This is a genomic window from Corynebacterium sp. CMW7794, from assembly GCF_001563605.1.
Classification (GTDB): domain Bacteria; phylum Actinomycetota; class Actinomycetes; order Mycobacteriales; family Mycobacteriaceae; genus Corynebacterium; species Corynebacterium phoceense.
Map to the genome: position 1 here is coordinate 66,714 of NZ_KQ961731.1, position 16,153 is coordinate 82,866.

14 protein-coding genes are annotated in these 16,153 nt (G+C 63.6%); 7 read left to right on the plus strand and 7 right to left on the minus strand.

Translation table 11 applies throughout. From position 1 onward, the window contains the following. Positions 1-7: 7 nt before the first annotated feature. Entirely contained in the window at positions 8-1,969 is a 1,962-nt protein-coding gene (locus HMPREF3227_RS13695) for a site-specific DNA-methyltransferase (RefSeq protein ID WP_066510836.1), read from the minus strand. A gap of 188 nt (positions 1,970-2,157) precedes the next feature. Between HMPREF3227_RS13695 and HMPREF3227_RS05130 the strand changes: the two genes are divergently transcribed. Then, on the plus strand, positions 2,158-2,964 hold the full coding sequence (locus HMPREF3227_RS05130; RefSeq protein ID WP_066484977.1) for a MerR family transcriptional regulator: 807 nt from the start codon (positions 2,158-2,160) through the stop codon (positions 2,962-2,964). 158 nt (positions 2,965-3,122) lie between these two features. Here HMPREF3227_RS05130 and HMPREF3227_RS05135 read toward each other — a convergent pair whose 3' ends face one another. From HMPREF3227_RS05135 to HMPREF3227_RS05160, 6 genes are all read right to left on the minus strand, one after another. Beyond that, positions 3,123-5,339: an NADP-dependent isocitrate dehydrogenase gene (locus tag HMPREF3227_RS05135; protein WP_066484980.1), complete on the minus strand. Its 2,217-nt coding sequence runs from the start codon at positions 5,337-5,339 to the stop codon at positions 3,123-3,125. Between the two features lie 126 nt (positions 5,340-5,465). Next, positions 5,466-6,383, minus strand: coding sequence for a siderophore-interacting protein (locus HMPREF3227_RS05140; protein ID WP_066510840.1), 918 nt, complete (start codon positions 6,381-6,383; stop codon positions 5,466-5,468). 26 nt (positions 6,384-6,409) lie between these two features. Next, entirely contained in the window at positions 6,410-7,222 is an 813-nt protein-coding gene (locus HMPREF3227_RS05145) for an ABC transporter ATP-binding protein (protein ID WP_066510845.1), read from the minus strand. Positions 7,223-7,271: 49 nt separating this feature from the next. After that, the gene (locus tag HMPREF3227_RS05150) at positions 7,272-8,324 is read right to left on the minus strand and encodes a FecCD family ABC transporter permease (protein WP_066510848.1); all 1,053 of its coding nucleotides are present in this window, start codon (positions 8,322-8,324) and stop codon (positions 7,272-7,274) included. After that, complete coding sequence (locus HMPREF3227_RS05155; RefSeq protein ID WP_231732323.1) at positions 8,321-9,418, minus strand: FecCD family ABC transporter permease; 1,098 nt, start codon at positions 9,416-9,418, stop codon at positions 8,321-8,323. Before HMPREF3227_RS05155 ends, HMPREF3227_RS05150 begins: the two co-directional genes overlap by 4 nt. 18 nt (positions 9,419-9,436) lie before the next feature. Further along, the gene (locus tag HMPREF3227_RS05160) at positions 9,437-10,546 is read right to left on the minus strand and encodes an iron-siderophore ABC transporter substrate-binding protein (protein ID WP_066510851.1); all 1,110 of its coding nucleotides are present in this window, start codon (positions 10,544-10,546) and stop codon (positions 9,437-9,439) included. A 322-nt stretch (positions 10,547-10,868) separates the two neighbouring features. Here HMPREF3227_RS05160 and HMPREF3227_RS05165 point away from each other — a divergent pair, with 322 nt between their 5' ends. From HMPREF3227_RS05165 to HMPREF3227_RS05190, 6 genes are all read left to right on the plus strand, one after another. Further along, positions 10,869-12,056 (plus strand): MFS transporter, encoded by a 1,188-nt coding sequence (locus tag HMPREF3227_RS05165; protein WP_082750273.1) that lies wholly within the window; start codon positions 10,869-10,871, stop codon positions 12,054-12,056. 131 nt (positions 12,057-12,187) lie between these two features. Continuing rightward, on the plus strand, positions 12,188-12,472 hold the full coding sequence (locus HMPREF3227_RS05170; protein ID WP_066510857.1) for a hypothetical protein: 285 nt from the start codon (positions 12,188-12,190) through the stop codon (positions 12,470-12,472). Between the two features lie 10 nt (positions 12,473-12,482). After that, positions 12,483-13,394: an exodeoxyribonuclease III gene (locus HMPREF3227_RS05175; RefSeq protein WP_066485011.1), complete on the plus strand. Its 912-nt coding sequence runs from the start codon at positions 12,483-12,485 to the stop codon at positions 13,392-13,394. Positions 13,395-13,509: 115 nt separating this feature from the next. Further along, positions 13,510-13,701 carry a hypothetical protein gene (locus tag HMPREF3227_RS05180; protein WP_066485014.1) on the plus strand — a complete coding sequence of 64 codons (192 nt, stop codon included), beginning with the start codon at positions 13,510-13,512 and terminating at the stop codon, positions 13,699-13,701. 167 nt (positions 13,702-13,868) lie between these two features. Continuing rightward, entirely contained in the window at positions 13,869-14,921 is a 1,053-nt protein-coding gene (gene trpS, locus HMPREF3227_RS05185) for a tryptophan--tRNA ligase (protein ID WP_066510860.1), read from the plus strand. A 58-nt stretch (positions 14,922-14,979) separates the two neighbouring features. Next, positions 14,980-16,074 carry a YhjD/YihY/BrkB family envelope integrity protein gene (locus HMPREF3227_RS05190; RefSeq protein ID WP_066510863.1) on the plus strand — a complete coding sequence of 365 codons (1,095 nt, stop codon included), beginning with the start codon at positions 14,980-14,982 and terminating at the stop codon, positions 16,072-16,074. Positions 16,075-16,153 lie beyond the last annotated feature (79 nt).

A 16,153-nucleotide genomic window follows, 5' to 3' on the forward strand; every position in this document is an offset into this window, starting at 1 on the left:
GTGCTCCTTACACAGTCCGCAGCTCGACGTTGTGTGTTGCACAGATCTGCACCACATTGGTCTTCAGCTCGTCGTCTCCCTGGAAAGCATCCTCCAGAATGATGAACTCAGCTGGCGCAGTCGCGACGGCTGCTCGTAGTTGCTCGACGCTCGGTTTTACATGCTCGTTAAGGTACAGCAGGAGGCAGGTGCGGTCCTCCCCGGCGGCGGCATGCTGCTCCCCAACGATGGTGTACGGCAGGTCGTCGATGTCGATGTCGCGAATCGATTCGACGAGAGAGCGCCCCTGCTTGAGGAGGATTTCCACGAGGAGATCCTCGGGATCCGCATTGTCATTGCTGCTGCCGCGCAGGTCGATCAGGGTCTGGCTCAGCGTCTCGGCGTCGATTCCTGGCTGGGGCTGCCACTTCTTAAAGTTGGTATCGGCGAGCGTGTAAGAGCGGAACCCAGCATCGAATTCTTCGGCGGCACGCCTTACGCGTTCGCGAGACAACGAGGAAATCGTCGGTTCGAGTTTCAGCTCCGTGCAGAACTTATACCCTTCCTTTTGCTCCTTGTTCTTCTCATGCAACGGCTCCGGAAGCTGCACCAGAATGAAGCGCCGGTTGCCACCATCTTCGGAGTTCTGTTTCATGACGGCGTGACCCGTTGAGCCAGAGCCCGCGAAGAAGTCGAGCACGATGTCGTTGCTCGCTGGCTGCGTGGTCAGCGCCAGAATGCGCTGCAAGAGCTTGAGCGGTTTCTGGCCATTTCGGAAGCCTTTGACGCCGTTGGTTTCCTTGTTGAGGTTGATAGTGGAGATATCCGTCCACAGATCGCAGAGCGACTCTTTCAGATAATCGCTGAGGAAGAGCATCTGCTTGCCTTCCCACCAGATGTACTCGATGCCCGTGGGAGACGTCACGCGTGCAATAGGAGTGTCGAAGGCCATGTCGCTGAGCGAAGCGTTGTTGGTGCGATAGACAACGCGCTCCGCGTTCTCGACCTTAAACTTCCGTACAGCGTCTGCAGTAGTGGGAAGTCCCTGCTCGACCATGGCGTCTTTGACGGAGGTGAGAACCCATTCCTCGGCCGGGGCGCTGGGGTTGATAATAATTTTGTTGTAGTACTTGAGGTACTTGTCCAGCGTTCCATCAGCAGAGCCACTCTTGGGGACGTCGACACGATTGAGCGATGCCCGCGTGTGGTCGCGCGTGCAGAGCACCACATATTCCTTGATTTTGGGCAGGCGCTTGTCGACGTGCGACATCTTCACGCCCGAGGTCTCACTCGATTTCACGGGAATGGTGTTGATGACGTTGTCCTCACCGAAGATCTCGCGGCACATGGTCACGAGGTTGGAAAGCTCGCTGTCATCGATGCTGATAGCGATGTAACCGTCAGGAGTAAGCAGATTGCGCGCAAGTTTGAGTCGCGGATAGAGCATGTTGAGCCAGTTGGAGTGGTACCGGCCTTCGGACTCGGCATTTGTGGAGAGCTTCTTGCCGTCGCTGCTCGTCTGCTGCGACCACCCGAGATAGTTCCTGATGCCGTCTTTGAAGTTATCCGGATAGATGAAGTCATGGCCCGTGTTGTACGGAGGATCGATGTAAATGAGCTTGATGTGGCCGTGATAGTGCTTCTGGAGCACCTTGAGGACCTCGAGGTTATCGCCTTCGATGAAGGCATTCGTCGCAGAGTCCCAGTTCCTGGACTTGCCCTTTTCCGGACGCAGCGTTGCAGAAGTGGGCAGCTGGGCGGTACGCATGGCGCGCTTCTTCCCCGGCCAGAACAAGCCAAAGCGCTCCGCAGTTCCGGATGCGTCGCCGCCTAGAAGCTCAGTGAGCTTGTCGATGTCGATGGTGCCGTCGGCGACGGCTTCAGGGACAAGGTGTGCCAACTGCGCAGCGAGCTCGGTGCGGAAGTCCGGACTAACGCCCGATACCTCGTGAATCGTGTCCGTATCGGTGTTCAGGGCGTCCTGGGCCATGAAATGTCTCCTTTGCGTGTTCGACCTGTGCGCCCTTACCAGGATAGGGAGCTAGGCGACATAGGCGCGGAAAGTTCGCATTTCTTTTCTACGATTGGGATGCCTGCAGTCGATTCCGTGCTCATGACGTCACGCGCGTGACGCTTAAGACTTGACCCTCACGTAGCGTAAGGGACTGTGATGGGTTCATGAGCAACGACAACAAGTTTGACGGCGAGGGCCGCGGTGTTAGCGATGCCGCAGCCGTCCTCGGCGTGTCCGTGCGCACCCTGCACTATTGGGAAGAACGCGGACTTGTGGTGCCGAGCGCTCGTACGTGGGCGAACTACCGCGTGTATTCCGACGCAGACATCGCACGGGCACAGCGCGTGCTGATCTACCGTGCGACGGGCATGGCACTCGCCGATATTGCGCGGGTACTCGACGCTGAGGGAACGTCCCTCGAGCACCTCGCTCGACAACGCGCATTGCTCATGGACAAACGGCACAAGCTCGACGAGATGCTTGATGCCCTCGACTATCTCATGGAGGAAGAAATGAAGGATACGAATCTCAGCGTTGACGAAATCGCCACGGTGCTGGGCGACGCTCACTTTGCCGAGCACCACGAGGAAGCAGAAGAGCGCTACGGCGGCTCGGATGATTGGGCGATATCGCAGAAGAACGCTGCGCAGCGCACGGCGGAGGACTGGGCAGACCTCAAGTCGCGCACCGATGAACTCGAGGTCCGCTTGGCGGCGGCATGCGGGGCCGGCACGACGCCAGAGTCCGAGGAAGCTCGTGCGCTCGTTGAGGAACACCGCACGCTGCTGTGCGAGCATTTCCCGGTAAGCCCCGCGAAGCACGTTCTCATCGCGAGCGGATACACCGCTGACCCGCGCTTTCGAGCTCACTACGACGAGCGGCAGGCTGGGTTAGCGGAGTGGCTGCAGGCCGCGATCAATGCGGCTGCGGCAGCGCAGGGTGTCGATCCGGACGCAGCCGTGTGGGAATAGCCGTGTGGGAATGACCGAAGCCCGCTCGCGGCCTTGGGCCGCGACGGTGACGCGGTGCTGCGCGGGGCCCAAAGGGGCATCGGCAAGCTCAGAAAACGGGGGACGACCCCACCTCCCGGGAATGAGGGAGGTGGGGCCGAGTCTGTGGAGAAGAAGGACTACTTCTTCAGTGCGTCGATGATCTCGTTGTACGCAGCGACCGGGCGCATGACAGCGTTGAGCTTGTCCTCGTCCGGAGCGTAGTAGCCGCCGAGGTCAGCCGGCTGGCCCTGGTTGTCGATTAGGGCCTGAGCGATCTCATCAGCCTTGTCTTCGAGAGCCTTGGCAATCGGAGCGAAGTGCTCGGCGAGCTCAGCGTCATCAGACTGCGCAGCCAGTTCCTTGGCCCAGTTGAGGGTGAGGAAGAAGTGGGAGCCGCGGTTGTCGATCTCGCCGACCTTGCGGGACGGGGACTTGCCCTCGTCGAGCAGGGTCTCCGTAGCCTTGTCGAGAGCGGCGGCGAGGACGCCAGCCTTCTCGTTGCCGTGAGCGTTGAGCTCGTGGCGGAAGGACTCGGCCAGGGCGAGGAACTCGCCGAGGGAGTCCCAACGCAGGTGGTTTTCTTCCTCGACCTGCTGGACGTGCTTCGGAGCGGATCCGCCTGCACCGGTCTCGAAGAGGCCGCCGCCAGCCATGAGCGGAACGACGGAGAGCATCTTCGCGGAGGTACCCAGCTCGAGGATGGGGAAGAGGTCCGTGTTGTAGTCACGCAGAACGTTACCGGTCACGGAGATGGTGTCCTCGCCCTTGCGGATGCGCTCGACGGACGCCTTGGTTGCGGAGACCGGATCCATGATCTCGATGTCGAGACCCTCGGTGTCGTGGTCCTGCAGGTACTTCTTCACCAGCTCAGTGATGTTGCGGTCGTGGCCGCGCTCCGGGTCGAGCCAGAAGATGGCCTTCATGCCGGACAGGCGAGCGCGGTTGACGGCCAGCTTGACCCAGTCCTGGATCGGGGCGTCCTTGGTCTGGCATGCGCGCCAGATGTCGCCAGCCTCGACGTCGTGCTCGATGAGCACATCGCCAGCGGAGTTGACGACCTGGACCTTGCCGTCAGCAGCAATCTTGAAGGTCTTATTGTGGGAGCCGTACTCCTCCGCCTTCTGCGCCATGAGACCGACGTTCGGGACGGTACCCATGGTGGTCGGGTCGAAGGCGCCGTTGGCCTTGCAGTCCTCGATGACGGCCTGGTAAACGCCAGCGTAGGAGGAGTCCGGGATGACAGCCAGGGTGTCCTGCTCCTCGTTGTTCTTGTTCCACATGTGGCCAGAGGTGCGGATCATGGCCGGCATGGAGGCGTCGATGATGACGTCAGACGGAACGTGCAGGTTGGTGATGCCCTTGTCAGAGTTGACCATGGCCAGGTCCGGGCCGTTTTCGAGGGCAGCGTCGAAGGCAGCCTTGATCTCCGCACCGTTCTCGAGGTTCTCGAGGCCCGCGTAGATGGCGCCCAGGCCGTTTTCGCCGTTGAGGCCAGCGGCGAAGAGCTCCTCGCCGTACTTGTCGAAGACGTCAGCGAAGAAGGCGCGGACAACGTGGCCGAAGAGGATGGGGTCAGAGACCTTCATCATGGTGGCCTTGAGGTGAGCGGAGAAGAGGACGCCCTCTTCCTTGGCCCGCGAGACTGCGTCTCGCAGGAAATCGTCCAAGGCCTTGGCCGACATGAAGGTGCCGTCGATGACCTCGCCCTCGAGGACCTTGAGGCCGTCGAGGAGGATCGTTTCGTTCTGATCGGCGGAGCCGATCAGCTTGATGGTCAGGGTGTCAGCGGCCGGCATGATGACGGACTTCTCGTTGTGGCGGAAGTCGTTGTCAGCCATGGTGGCAACGTTGGTCTTGGAATCAGCGGTCCAAGCGCCCATGCGGTGCGGGTTCTTCTTAGCGAAGTTCTTCACGGCGATGGGGGCGCGTCGGTCAGAGTTGCCCTCGCGCAGAACCGGGTTGACGGCGGAGCCCTTGACAGAGTCGTAGGCGGCGGCGATGGCCTTCTCTTCCTCGGTGGACGGGTTATCCGGGTAATCCGGGAGCTTGTAGCCCTCAGCCTGGAGCTCGGCGATGGCCTTCTTCAGCTGAACCAGGGACGCCGAGATGTTCGGCAGCTTGATGATGTTGGCTTCCGGCGTCTTAGCGAGCTTGCCCAGCTCTGCCAGAGCGTCATCGACCTTCTGGTCGCCGAGGGTCTCCGGGAACTGTGCCAGGATGCGGCCGGCCAGGGAGATGTCGCGGGTCTCGACCTCGATACCAGCGGTGGAGGCGAAGGCCTCAACGACGGGCTTGAACGAGTAGGTAGCCAGCAGCGGAGCTTCGTCCGTGCGGGTCCAGATGATCTTTGCCATGATTCTCCTAAATAAAGTTGAAAAAATCTTCGACGCTCAAGAATACCTGTTGTACGGTTTGCCTGCGACACGTTGGGTGGGTTTTGTGAGCGCGGTTAACCCCGTTTGAGCGGGGCGGGACTGTCATTAGTTTTCGGCGCGGCCGCGCTTCCAGTAGCCCATGAAGGACACTTGCTCGCGGGGGACGCCAACCTGCTTGACGAGCATGCGACGCATGGTGGTCACCAGCGTGGACTCGCCGGCGATCCAGAAGTAGGCGTCAGGAGCAGGCGAGGCGGTGTGGGCATCGGAGCTGGCGTCGAGGGGTTCGCCGGAGGCCGAGAAAACGGGGGTTTCCCACACCGTTTCCTCTGGACTCATTCCGGTGGGGGAGTACTCGGGAACCTCGGTTTTAAGCAGCTGCGCGGCGGCGGTGAGGAGTGCCTCGCCGTGCGGGCGGGTGCCGCGCGCGTAGTAGCGCACGTCCACGCCGTTGGGCGCGGCGAGGATCTGCTGGTCCTGGGCGTAGGGGACCTCAATGTGGGCAGTGCCGGTGAGTCCCACAGGAGTTGACGGCCATTCATCGATGATGCGCGCGATGGCGGGTAGGGCCGTCTCGTCGCCGAAGAGATGAATCTGGGAGGCGGAACCTGGAGAGAACTCGATGCCGTCACCGGAGGCATCGGAAAGCGGCGGCGCGATGACGAGGATTTCATCGCCGGGGCGCGCGGCCTGAGCCCACGCGCAGGCGGGGCCCGTCGCGCCAGGGGCGGTGTGCAGGACGAAGTCCACGTCAATCTCACTGCCCACATGGTTGCGCACGGAGTAGGTGCGCATGGGGCCGCGCGCGGCGGGATCGAGACTGTGCCAGTGGTCGAACCAATTGGCATCGCCCTCGGGAAGCGCAGGCAGTCCTTGAGATCCAGGGAAAATGAGCTTAATGCGCAGGTCGCGGGTGGGGCCGGCGGGGCCCATGTCTTCCAAGCCACCCAGGCGGATGCGCTGGAACGACGGGGAAATGCGCTGAGTGGAGACCACGTGGGCGCGGAAGGCGAGGAAAGGCATAGCTTCCTTTCTACTAGGCGAGTTGATTAGTGGGTGGTGGATGGGGTGGAGACGCGATGGCGGCCGATGGGCATGACTGCGGGTGCGCCGGAGACGGGATCGCGCACGATGGTGGAGTCGATGCCGAAGACCGCGCGGACGGTGTCTTCGGTGACGACGTCTGCAGGAGTGCCGTGGGCGAGGACTCTGCCGTGGGAGACGGCGATGAGCTCGTCCGAATAGCGCGCGGCGAGGTTGAGATCGTGGAGGACCATGACGATGGTGGTCCCGCGTTCCTCGTTGAGGTCGACGAGGAGATCGAGGACGTCGAGTTGATGCTTGACGTCGAGGTATGTCGTGGGCTCGTCGAGGAACAGCACGTCGGTGCGCTGTGCGAGCGCCATGGCGATCCACACGCGCTGGCGTTGGCCGCCGGAGAGTTCGTCGACGCTGCGCTCGGTAAGTTCTGTGAGACCGGTGGCCGCGAGGGACTGGGCGACGATGTCGTAATCCGCCTGCGACCACTGGCCGAGGAAATTCTGGTGCGGCGAGCGGCCGCGGCCGACGAGTTCGGCGACGGTGATGCCTTCGGGCGCGGTGGGGGATTGCGGCAAGAGCCCCAGGGTGCGCGCAAGTTCCTTGGTGGGAACCGACGAGATGTCGCGGCCGTCGAGGAGGACTGAACCGCCCGCGGGCTTGAGCAGACGCGAGAGCGTGTGGAGCAGCGTCGACTTACCGCAACCGTTGGGTCCGATGATGGAGGTGATGCGGCCCGGCGTGACGGTGAGACTGAGATCGTCCAGGATGGGCGTGCCGCCGTAGCCGACGGTGAGCGAATCCGCGCGGAGTTCGGAGTGCATGGAAGCTCTTTTCTTTGTAGGTGGGTTTATCGGGCGTTGCGTTGTGTTGTTACCGGCGGGCGCGGGTGAGCAGATAGATGAGGAAAGGCGCGCCGAGGGCGCCGGTAATGACGCCCACGGGGTAGCGGGTACCCAAGGCGAATTGCCCCGCGAGATCGGAGGCGAGGACGAGGACAGCGCCGATGAGACCGGCGGGCAGCGGAGAGGTGAGCCCTCCCGGGTAGAGCCGAGTGGCGATGGGTCCGGACATAAAGGCCACGAAGGCGACGGGGCCAGCAGTGGCGGTGCCCACGGCGATCAGCGTGACGGCGCCGGCGATGAGTGCGACCCGCACGACGCCCAGGCGCAGGCCGAGGCCGGTGGCGAGGGCATCGCCAAGCCGGAGTACCGCGAGTTGGTGGCGGCCGATTGTCATAAGCGGTACGCAGAGCGCGACGGTGAGAAGCAGCGGGGCGCCGCGCTCCCAGCTCATCGTGTTGAGAGAGCCGGTGATCCAGCGGGTGGCGGTTCCGAGGTCCCATGCCGCGGCGCGGGAGAGCTGGTACGTCACCCAGGAATTGAGGATGGCGGAGATGCCAATTCCGATGAGAATGAGCCGGGTACCGGAGAAACCTGACTTGAGGCTGAGCAGGTAGATCACCGCGGCGACGACGAGTGAGGCGGCGAGCGACAAGGCCGAGACGGCGGTCTGTGACCAATGGAAGGCGACGATGCCCGTGACGCCCGCGGCGGAGGCCGCCGAGGAGATGCCGATGATGTCAGGCGAGGCAAGCTGATTGCGCAGCATGGTTTGGAAGGTGGTTCCTGCGATGCCAAACGCGAGGCCCACGGCGACGGCGACGGTGGCGCGCGGCAGGCGCAGCTCGCCGACGCTAAAGGACGCGCCGGGGACGGTCTGCCCGGCGATGACGCGGGCGATGTCGCCGAGCGAGTAGGTCACCTCCCCGAAGACGAGGCTGGCGAGCCATAGGCCGCCGACGAGGAGGACCAGGACAGTGGTGCGCAGAGCGTGCGAGCGTGCACGATTACGGCGGGCGGCGCGGATGTCGCGGGCGAGTTCGTGCTGCGTGCGGGGCGCGGGCGTGGTGGTCGTGGCGGTCATGCGAGTTCTCGTATCTTCGTGCGGCGGATTATCCAGATAAACAGAGGGGCGCCGAGGAAAGGCGTGAGGATGCCTACGGCGAGTTCTTCGGGCCGGGCGATAAGCCGGCCCACCGTGTCCGCGACGGTGAGGACGACCGCACCGCCGAGCGCGCACGCTGGCAGGAGGACGCGGTGATCGGTGCCGACGAGCACACGCATGAGGTGCGGGACGATGAGCCCGATGAAGGCGATGGGGCCGGCAAGCGCCGTTGCACAGCCGCAGAGGATAACCGCGCCGATGGTCGCGAGAAGCCGCGTGCGGGCGGCATGGAATCCCAGACCGCTGGCGAGACTATCGCCCAGCGCTAGGGCGTTGAGCCCGTGCGCGCAGTAGGCGGCGATGCCGGCGCCGAGGAGTAACAGCGGGGCCGCGGCGGCGAGGTGTGGCCATTGCGCGCCGCCCACGGAGCCGATCTGCCAGAAGCGGAAGGTATCCATGACGTCGGCGCGGGGGAGCACGATGGCAGAGACGAGGCTGGAGATGGCCGCCGCAGTGGCCGCGCCCGCGAGCGCCAGCTTGAGCGGCGTCGCTCCGCCGCGGCCGAGCGATCCCACCGCGTAGACGAAGGTCGCGGCCAAGAAGGAACCGACGATGGCCACGGCCATGGTGCTGAATGGGCGGGCGAGCCCGAAGAACGTGATGCCAGTGACGACGGCGAGCGATGCCCCAGCGAGCACCCCGAAGATGCCGGGATCGGCGAGCGGATTGCGGGTGACGCCTTGAAAGACCGTGCCCGCGACGGCGAGGCTTGCGCCAACGAGGACGGCAAGGATCGTGCGCGGCACGCGGACATAGGCTGCCGCCTGCGCCGCAGTGTCAGCGTGTCCCTGCAACGCGGCGAGGGCGTCGGTCACGCCGATGACGCGGACGCCAAACATGACAGACGCAACGACGGCGAGTACGAGCGCGAGGAGCGTGCCGGCGAGGACAAGGCTGGCGCGGCGGGCGTGCGTGCGGGTGCCTGAGTCCGGGCCTGAATCGGTGCTTGGGCGGGGACGCGGGCGGTTCGGGGATTCGGTGGTCTCGGGAAGACGGGGCATCTGGTGCGTCACGGCGGGTTACTGTGCTGGTTACTGGGCGGCGTCGTTGAGGAGTGAGAAGTAGTCGTCGATGGTGGCCGGAATGGACAGCGGCGACTCGTTGGATGCGGCACCCAGCGGTCCCTCCGGCAGCCAGGCGACGTGGCCATTCTTGATGGCGGGGATCTTGGACAGCAGCGGGTCTTTTTGCATGTCCTTGAGCGCCTGGGCGTCGGCCTCCGCGCTGCCCTGGGAGTAGGAGACGAAGAGATCGACGTCCTCGAAGAGCTCTGGCTGCTCCGCGGAGACCTCGACCCAGAAGGAGTCGGCGCCCTCGGTGTTGTCCTTGACCACCTGCGGCACGGCGAGGCCGTGGTTGGCGAGGAAGCCCATGCGGGGATCCTCGGTGGTGTAAAAGCCCACCTTGGACGGATCGGAGGCGCCGCCGAAGGAGGTAAACAGCACCTTCTTGTCCTTGAGATCGGGGTAAGAGTCCAAGGTCGAAGAGACCTCTTTATCGAGGGCAGCGAGCAGCTCTTTGCCCTCGTCCTCCTTGCCCAGGGCCTTCGCATTCATAGTGACCATGTCCTCCATCGAGGTGGTCCACGGCTGGGTGGGGTAGGCGACGACGGGTGCGATCTTGGACAACGTGTCGTAATCCTCCTGCGTGAGTCCCGAGTAGGAGGCGAGGATGACGTCCGGCTTGGTTTCCGCGACCTGCTCGTAGGGAATGCCGTCCGTCTCATCGAAGAGAACAGGGGTCTCCGAGCCGAGCTCGGTTAGCTTGTCTTCGACCCAGGGCAGGATGCCATTGCCATCGTCGTCGCCCCACGTCACCTTCGACATGCCCACGGGGGCGATGCCGAGGGCCAGCGGTACTTCGTGGTTGCCCCAGCCTACGGTGGCGACGCGCTGCGGGGCGGCCTCGATGGTGGTCTCGCCGAAGGCGTGCTGGACGGTGACGGGGAACGCCGCGGCGGAGTCAGAGGAGGACTGTGCGTTGGGCGCGGATTGGGAGTCAGAGCCGCCAGTGGTGGCGGAATCCGTGGACGAGCATCCGGTGAGCGCGAGCGAGAGACACGTGAGCCCAGCGAGCGTTGCGGTAAGCGGGCGCGCACCGAGACGTGAGAACGTGCGAGCGGAGGAACGTGCGTGAGCCATAATCAGAGACATCCTTCATGGTAAGTAAGGCTTGCGTTGTTTAGGTGAGCCTACGCTACCACCTACGGCCTGTGGGAAAGAAAGGCGCAGCCTACCGGGGATATCGGGCGGGCGGTGAGTGCACCATGTCACACGTGGTGAGTCATGTCTGATTCGTCGTGAATGTCGCTTCCAACTTACGAAGAGCACTCATAATTAGCTAACGTCCTTGCTCGTGACTGACTCCTCCGCAAAGACTGACCAGCGTAAGCATCCCCGCGACCCCAACGCCCCGCGCGTGCCGCGCCAGACCGAGATTTCCTCGACGCGCCGCACCCTCGTCATGCTTGCCATGGCGCTGGGCGCATTCGCTATCGGCACGACCGAGTTCGTGTCCATGGGCTTGCTGCCGCTTATCGCGCACGATTTCGGGATGTCTGAGGACTCCGCGTCGATTCTTATCTCTATCTACGCGCTCGGTGTCGTGGTGGGCGCGCCGGTGATCTCCGCGGTGACAGGCAAGCTCCCGCGCCGCCGCCTGATCCTGCTGCTCATCGCGTTCCTGCTCGTGGGCAACCTCTTTACGGCGTTGGCGCCCAACTTTGCGGTGCTCGTCATCGCCCGCTTTGTTGCTGGCCTGCCGCATGGCGCGTATTTCTCCGTGGCCAACCTGTCCGCGGCCTCCATGTCCCCGGCGGGCGACCGCGGTAAGGCCATGGCGTTTGTGGGCATGGGCCTGGCTGTCGCCACCGTCGTGGGTGTGCCGGCCGCACAGGCGCTCGGCCAGGCCATGACGTGGCACGCGGCGTACCTCCTGGTGGTCATCATTGCGCTCGCGACGATGGTCCTGCTCTACTTCCTCATGCCACACATGACGAAGATGCAACAGACCTCCCTGGCCACGGAGATGGGCGCGTTGAAGAACTCCCAGGTGTGGCTCACGGTCTTCATGGGCATCGCCGGTTTCGCGGTCATGTTCTCCATCTACACTTACATCACGTGGACCATGACGGAGGTCGCTGGCATGGACGCGAAGTGGACGTGGGCTGTGCTCATGGCCTACGGCATTGGCATGACGCTGGGCAATGGCGCCGGCGGTGCCATGGCAGACCGCAACATGGACGGCGCCATCCTCATCGCGCTCACGTGCATGCTGGGCCTGGCCGTCGCCTTCTACTTCGCCGCGCACAATGCATGGACCGGAGCCCTCGTCTTCGGCGTCCTCGCTTTCTTCGGCTCCGTCCTCGTGCCCTCGCTGCAGCTGCGCCTCATGGAGGTCGCCGGTGATGCCCAGGCGCTCGCCTCCGCGCTCAACCAGTCGGCCCTTAACATCGCGAACGCGATGGGCGCCGCCATCGGCGGCATTGTCGTGGGCGCCGGTTTCTCCTACAACTCGACGGCGCTGGCCGGTGCCGCGCTTGCCCTCGTGGGCGTTTCCCTGTGGTTCGTCACGATGTGGGATAAGCGCCGCATCATGCGTCGCGACCCGGAGGCGTTTGCGCCCAAGGTCAAGATCGTCGAGCAAAGCTAAAACGCACTCACTCGCACTGTACGCAAGGACACCATATACAAGGACACCACGCGGATAGTCGAAGAATCCCAGCCCACCGGCCGGGCGCCCCGCCGCCGGCTCCACCGCCGCCCCATTCCCGCCAGACGGAGATGGGGCGGCGTCGCCGTACCATCGCCATGCTCGCCATGGCACTCGGCGCCTTCGCGCTCGGTACCACGGAATTTACCTCCATGGGCTTGCTGCCACTCATCGCGGCGGACTTCGGGGTGAGTGAGGACACCGCCTCGGCCATCATTTCGGCCTACGCGCTCGGTGTGGTTGTCGGCGCGGGCTTGGGCTTCGGCTCGCCGGCGCTTGCTGGCGCCGCGCTCTCAGCCGCCGCCGTCGTCCTCTGCGTCGTGGCCGCGCGCTTGGCCCGCTCGTCCGCCCGCTAGAGTAGGCGGCATGACTTTTACCATCGCTTCCGTCAACGTCAATGGCATCCGCGCCGCTTGCAAGCAGCGCAACGAACTCAACCCGGGCATGAACGCCTGGTTGGCCCAGACCCCGGCGGACGTTGTGCTCATGCAGGAAGTGCGCGCGAACCCCAAGGAGACGGAGAAGGCCCTGGCGCCGTCGCTCGAGGCGGGCTGGCACCTGGTTCAGGCTGAGTCGGATGCCAAGGGCCGCGCTGGCGTGGGCATCCTCTCCCGCACGGAGCTTTCCGATGTCTCTGTGGGTTTCGGTTCCTTTGCATCTTCCGGTCGCTACATCGAGGCCACCGTCGCCAACGGCGAGCGCGTCGCCTCCCTCTACCTGCCCAGCGGCGACACGGACTCGCCCAAGCTGGATGAGAAGTACCGCTTCCTGGACGAGTTCGCGGATGTGCTCGAGGAGCGTGCCAACGAGTTTCCACAGATGGTCATCGGCGGGGACTGGAATATCTGCCACCGCGCGCAGGACCTGAAGAACAACAAGGCGAACGAGAAGAAGGCTGGCCACCTGCCGGAGGAGCGCGCCTTCATGGACTTCGTCTTTGGCGCATTCCCGGATTCTGAGCCGCAGGTCAAGGCGCGCCTGGGCGAGTACCACGGCGTGGTGGAGTACGCGACGAAGACGGATTGGGCGGCTCGCGCGGCCGGCCATGAGCCGGTGTGGTTTGACGCCGCGCGTCGCCTCCAGCCGGAGCTGGAAGGCCCGTACACGTGGTGGACCTACCGTGGTCAGGCCTTCAATAACGACGCAGGGTGGCGCATCGATTATCAAGCCGCGACCCGTGCGATGCTCGACCGCGCCGTGCGCACCTGGGTCGACAAGGCCCCGAGCGTCGAGGAACGCTGGTCCGATCACTCGCCGCTTGTGGTGGAGTACCGCTAAGGCTACCCCCGCGCGAGCGGCCGAAAGCGGGCATTAATGGATTGAAGCGTGTGCCGGGTGTTAAACTCTGTGACGTCTATATCATTCTTTCCTCGCGAGAACTTGGAGCAACTGCATGGCACGCGCAGCAATTGAATTCATCCTCGGCGCTGTTATCTTGGCCGCCGCCATCTGGTGGTTTAGCGTCGAAGGCCCGTCCTTCCTGTCCCTGGCACCGATGGTCCTCATGGGCGTAGGCGGCGCACTCATGGTCGCTGGTTTCTCTAACGCGCTGGATACCCACAGCCCGACCAAGCGCAAGATCTAGTTCTCGCGTTCACGACGCTGAACCGCCCTTCCCGTTTCGGGAGGGGCGGCTTTCGCTCTGTGGGGGAGTTGCGCACGCCGGTGGGTGTTGACATGAAGAATGGCCGTGTAGCGCGAGGCTAACCCTGGGCCTTGCACGCAGGAGGCCGCGCACTACACTGAATGACTATGACTGAACAGAATTCTGCAGCAACCGCGGGGAGCACCGACGCCGCGACGCACCGCGTCCTCTCCGGTATCCAGCCCACGGCGGATTCCTACCATTTGGGTAATTACCTGGGAGCCCTCAAGCAGTGGATTGACTTGCAGGATTCCTTCGAGGCCTTTTACTTCATCCCGGACCTGCACGCCATCACGGTGGAGCAGGATCCCGAGGCGCTGCGCCAGCGCACCATCGCCGGTGCCGCCCAGCTCATCGCCCTGGGCATCGATCCGGAGAAGTCCACGCTCTTCGTGCAGTCCCACGTTCCGCAGCACACGGAGCTCACCTGGGTCCTGCAGTGCCTCACCGGTTTTGGCGAGGCCTCACGCATGACGCAGTTCAAGGACAAGTCCGCCAAGCAAGGCTCGGACCGCACCTCCGTGGGCCTGTTTACCTACCCCATGCTCATGGCGGCGGACATCCTGCTGTACTCGCCGGACTTCGTGCCGGTGGGGGAGGACCAGCGCCAGCACCTCGAGCTCACGCGCAACTTGGCCGAGCGCTTCAACGCCAAGTATGGCGAGACCTTCCGCGTGCCCGAGCCGTTCATCCCGGAGGGCTCCGCGAAAATCTACGACCTTCAAGATCCGACCTCTAAGATGTCGAAGTCGGGTTCGAACCCGAAGGGCATCATCAACTTGCTCGACGATCCGAAGACCTCGGCCAAGCGCATCAAGTCCGCCGTCACGGATGATCTGGGTTCTGTCGCCTTCGACCGTGAGACCCAGCCGGGCGTGTCCAACCTCCTTATCATCCAGTCCGCGCTTACCGGCGAATCCGTGGATGCCCTGGTCGAGAAGTACGCAGGTCAGGGCTATGGTCACCTCAAGGTCGACACTGCCGATGCCCTCCAAGCGTTCACCACGCCGCTCAAGGCACGCTATGAGGAACTCATGACGGACCGCGGCGAGCTCGAGTCCATCCTTGCCCGCGGCGCGGAGCGCGCGCAGGAGATCGCGCAGCCCCTGCTCGATAACGTTTATGACAAGGTTGGCTTCCTCCGCCCCCGCCGTGGCTAGGACCACGATATTCTAGGACGAGTAACTTATTTCTTTCTAAGAAAGGACTCTCGTCCGCATGACAGCAGCGTCATCTCCGTCTACGAAGAACGACGAGGCACGCACCGACGTGTACGGCATTGAACGCGCATATGATGACGAGCCAGGTGCCGTCGACAAAGTGCGTGAGCGTTCGCCCTTCGTCGACCACATCATGCGCACGCTCGATCGGTACGGGTCTGAGGGCGGCAACCAGTTCGCCGCAGCCACCACGTACTACTCGGTGCTCGCTATCTTCCCGTTGCTCATGCTGCTTACCGCGGGTGCGGCAACGGTCTTGGCATCGCGCCCCGATCTTTTTCAGCAATTGCAGGACCGCATCACCGAGTCTGTCTCGGGTGATTTAGGCTCGACACTCAACGAGGTTCTTGAAACCGCCGTCGATCAGCGCGGCGCCATGTTCGGCATCGGTGGTCTGACCACCCTGTGGTCCGGCTTGGGATGGATGAACAACCTGCGCGTTGGTATCTCCGCGATGTGGAAGATCGACGCGAATGAAGGCGGCACCTTCATTCAAAAGAAGCTTAGCGACTTGCTCGGCCTCATCGGTTTGCTCGTCGCGCTCGTCATCGCCTTCGGCGTTACCGCAGCCGGTTCGTCTGGACTCACGCAGAAGGTTTTCGACTGGGTGGGCATTGAATCTTTCCCCGGCATGAATATCGTGATCTTCCTCGTCGGCCTAGTGGTCGGTCTCATTGCGAACTTCCTCGTGTTCGGGTGGCTCATTGTCATCCTGCCGCGCACTAAGGTGCCGAAGAAGTCCGGCCTCATGGGTGCCCTTATCGGCGCCGTGGCCTTTGAGGTCCTCAAGCAGCTGTCCACCGTCATCATGTCCTCTGCTGCAGGCAACCCGGCGGGCGCCGTCTTCGGCCCCGTCATTGTCCTCATGGTTGTCATGTACCTCGTCTGGCGCGTGGTGCTCTATGTCTCAGCCTGGACGGCGACGACGGAGGAGTCTCTCGTCAACGCCGAGGACGTGGACGTCCCCGCACCGGCGATTATTCGTGTGCGCAACGAGATGAAGAGCGGTCCGTCCACGGGCACCACGCTGGGCATTGGCGCGGCTCTCGGCGCGGTGGGCGCCGGTCTCGTGGCCCTGCTCCGCCGCAAGTAGCTCATCCGCACGTCACCCCGCCGTTCGCTCGAGCGAGTCGTGGCGCGGGCGATACAATAGCGCCACAAACACACCCAGC

What these genes read in the sequence shown, in the direction of transcription:
- HMPREF3227_RS13695 (WP_066510836.1), bottom strand. Translation starts at nt 1,969, where the DNA reads ATGGCCCAGGACGCCCTGAACACCGATACGGACACGATTCACGAGGTA.
- HMPREF3227_RS05130 (WP_066484977.1), top strand. Translation starts at nt 2,158, where the DNA reads ATGAGCAACGACAACAAGTTTGACGGCGAGGGCCGCGGTGTTAGCGAT.
- HMPREF3227_RS05135 (WP_066484980.1), bottom strand. Translation starts at nt 5,339, where the DNA reads ATGGCAAAGATCATCTGGACCCGCACGGACGAAGCTCCGCTGCTGGCT.
- HMPREF3227_RS05140 (WP_066510840.1), bottom strand. Translation starts at nt 6,383, where the DNA reads ATGCCTTTCCTCGCCTTCCGCGCCCACGTGGTCTCCACTCAGCGCATT.
- HMPREF3227_RS05145 (WP_066510845.1), bottom strand. Translation starts at nt 7,222, where the DNA reads ATGCACTCCGAACTCCGCGCGGATTCGCTCACCGTCGGCTACGGCGGC.
- HMPREF3227_RS05150 (WP_066510848.1), bottom strand. Translation starts at nt 8,324, where the DNA reads ATGACCGCCACGACCACCACGCCCGCGCCCCGCACGCAGCACGAACTC.
- HMPREF3227_RS05160 (WP_066510851.1), bottom strand. Translation starts at nt 10,546, where the DNA reads ATGGCTCACGCACGTTCCTCCGCTCGCACGTTCTCACGTCTCGGTGCG.
- HMPREF3227_RS05165 (WP_082750273.1), top strand. Translation starts at nt 10,869, where the DNA reads ATGCTTGCCATGGCGCTGGGCGCATTCGCTATCGGCACGACCGAGTTC.
- HMPREF3227_RS05170 (WP_066510857.1), top strand. Translation starts at nt 12,188, where the DNA reads ATGGGGCGGCGTCGCCGTACCATCGCCATGCTCGCCATGGCACTCGGC.
- HMPREF3227_RS05175 (WP_066485011.1), top strand. Translation starts at nt 12,483, where the DNA reads ATGACTTTTACCATCGCTTCCGTCAACGTCAATGGCATCCGCGCCGCT.
- HMPREF3227_RS05180 (WP_066485014.1), top strand. Translation starts at nt 13,510, where the DNA reads ATGGCACGCGCAGCAATTGAATTCATCCTCGGCGCTGTTATCTTGGCC.
- trpS (WP_066510860.1), top strand. Translation starts at nt 13,869, where the DNA reads ATGACTGAACAGAATTCTGCAGCAACCGCGGGGAGCACCGACGCCGCG.
- HMPREF3227_RS05190 (WP_066510863.1), top strand. Translation starts at nt 14,980, where the DNA reads ATGACAGCAGCGTCATCTCCGTCTACGAAGAACGACGAGGCACGCACC.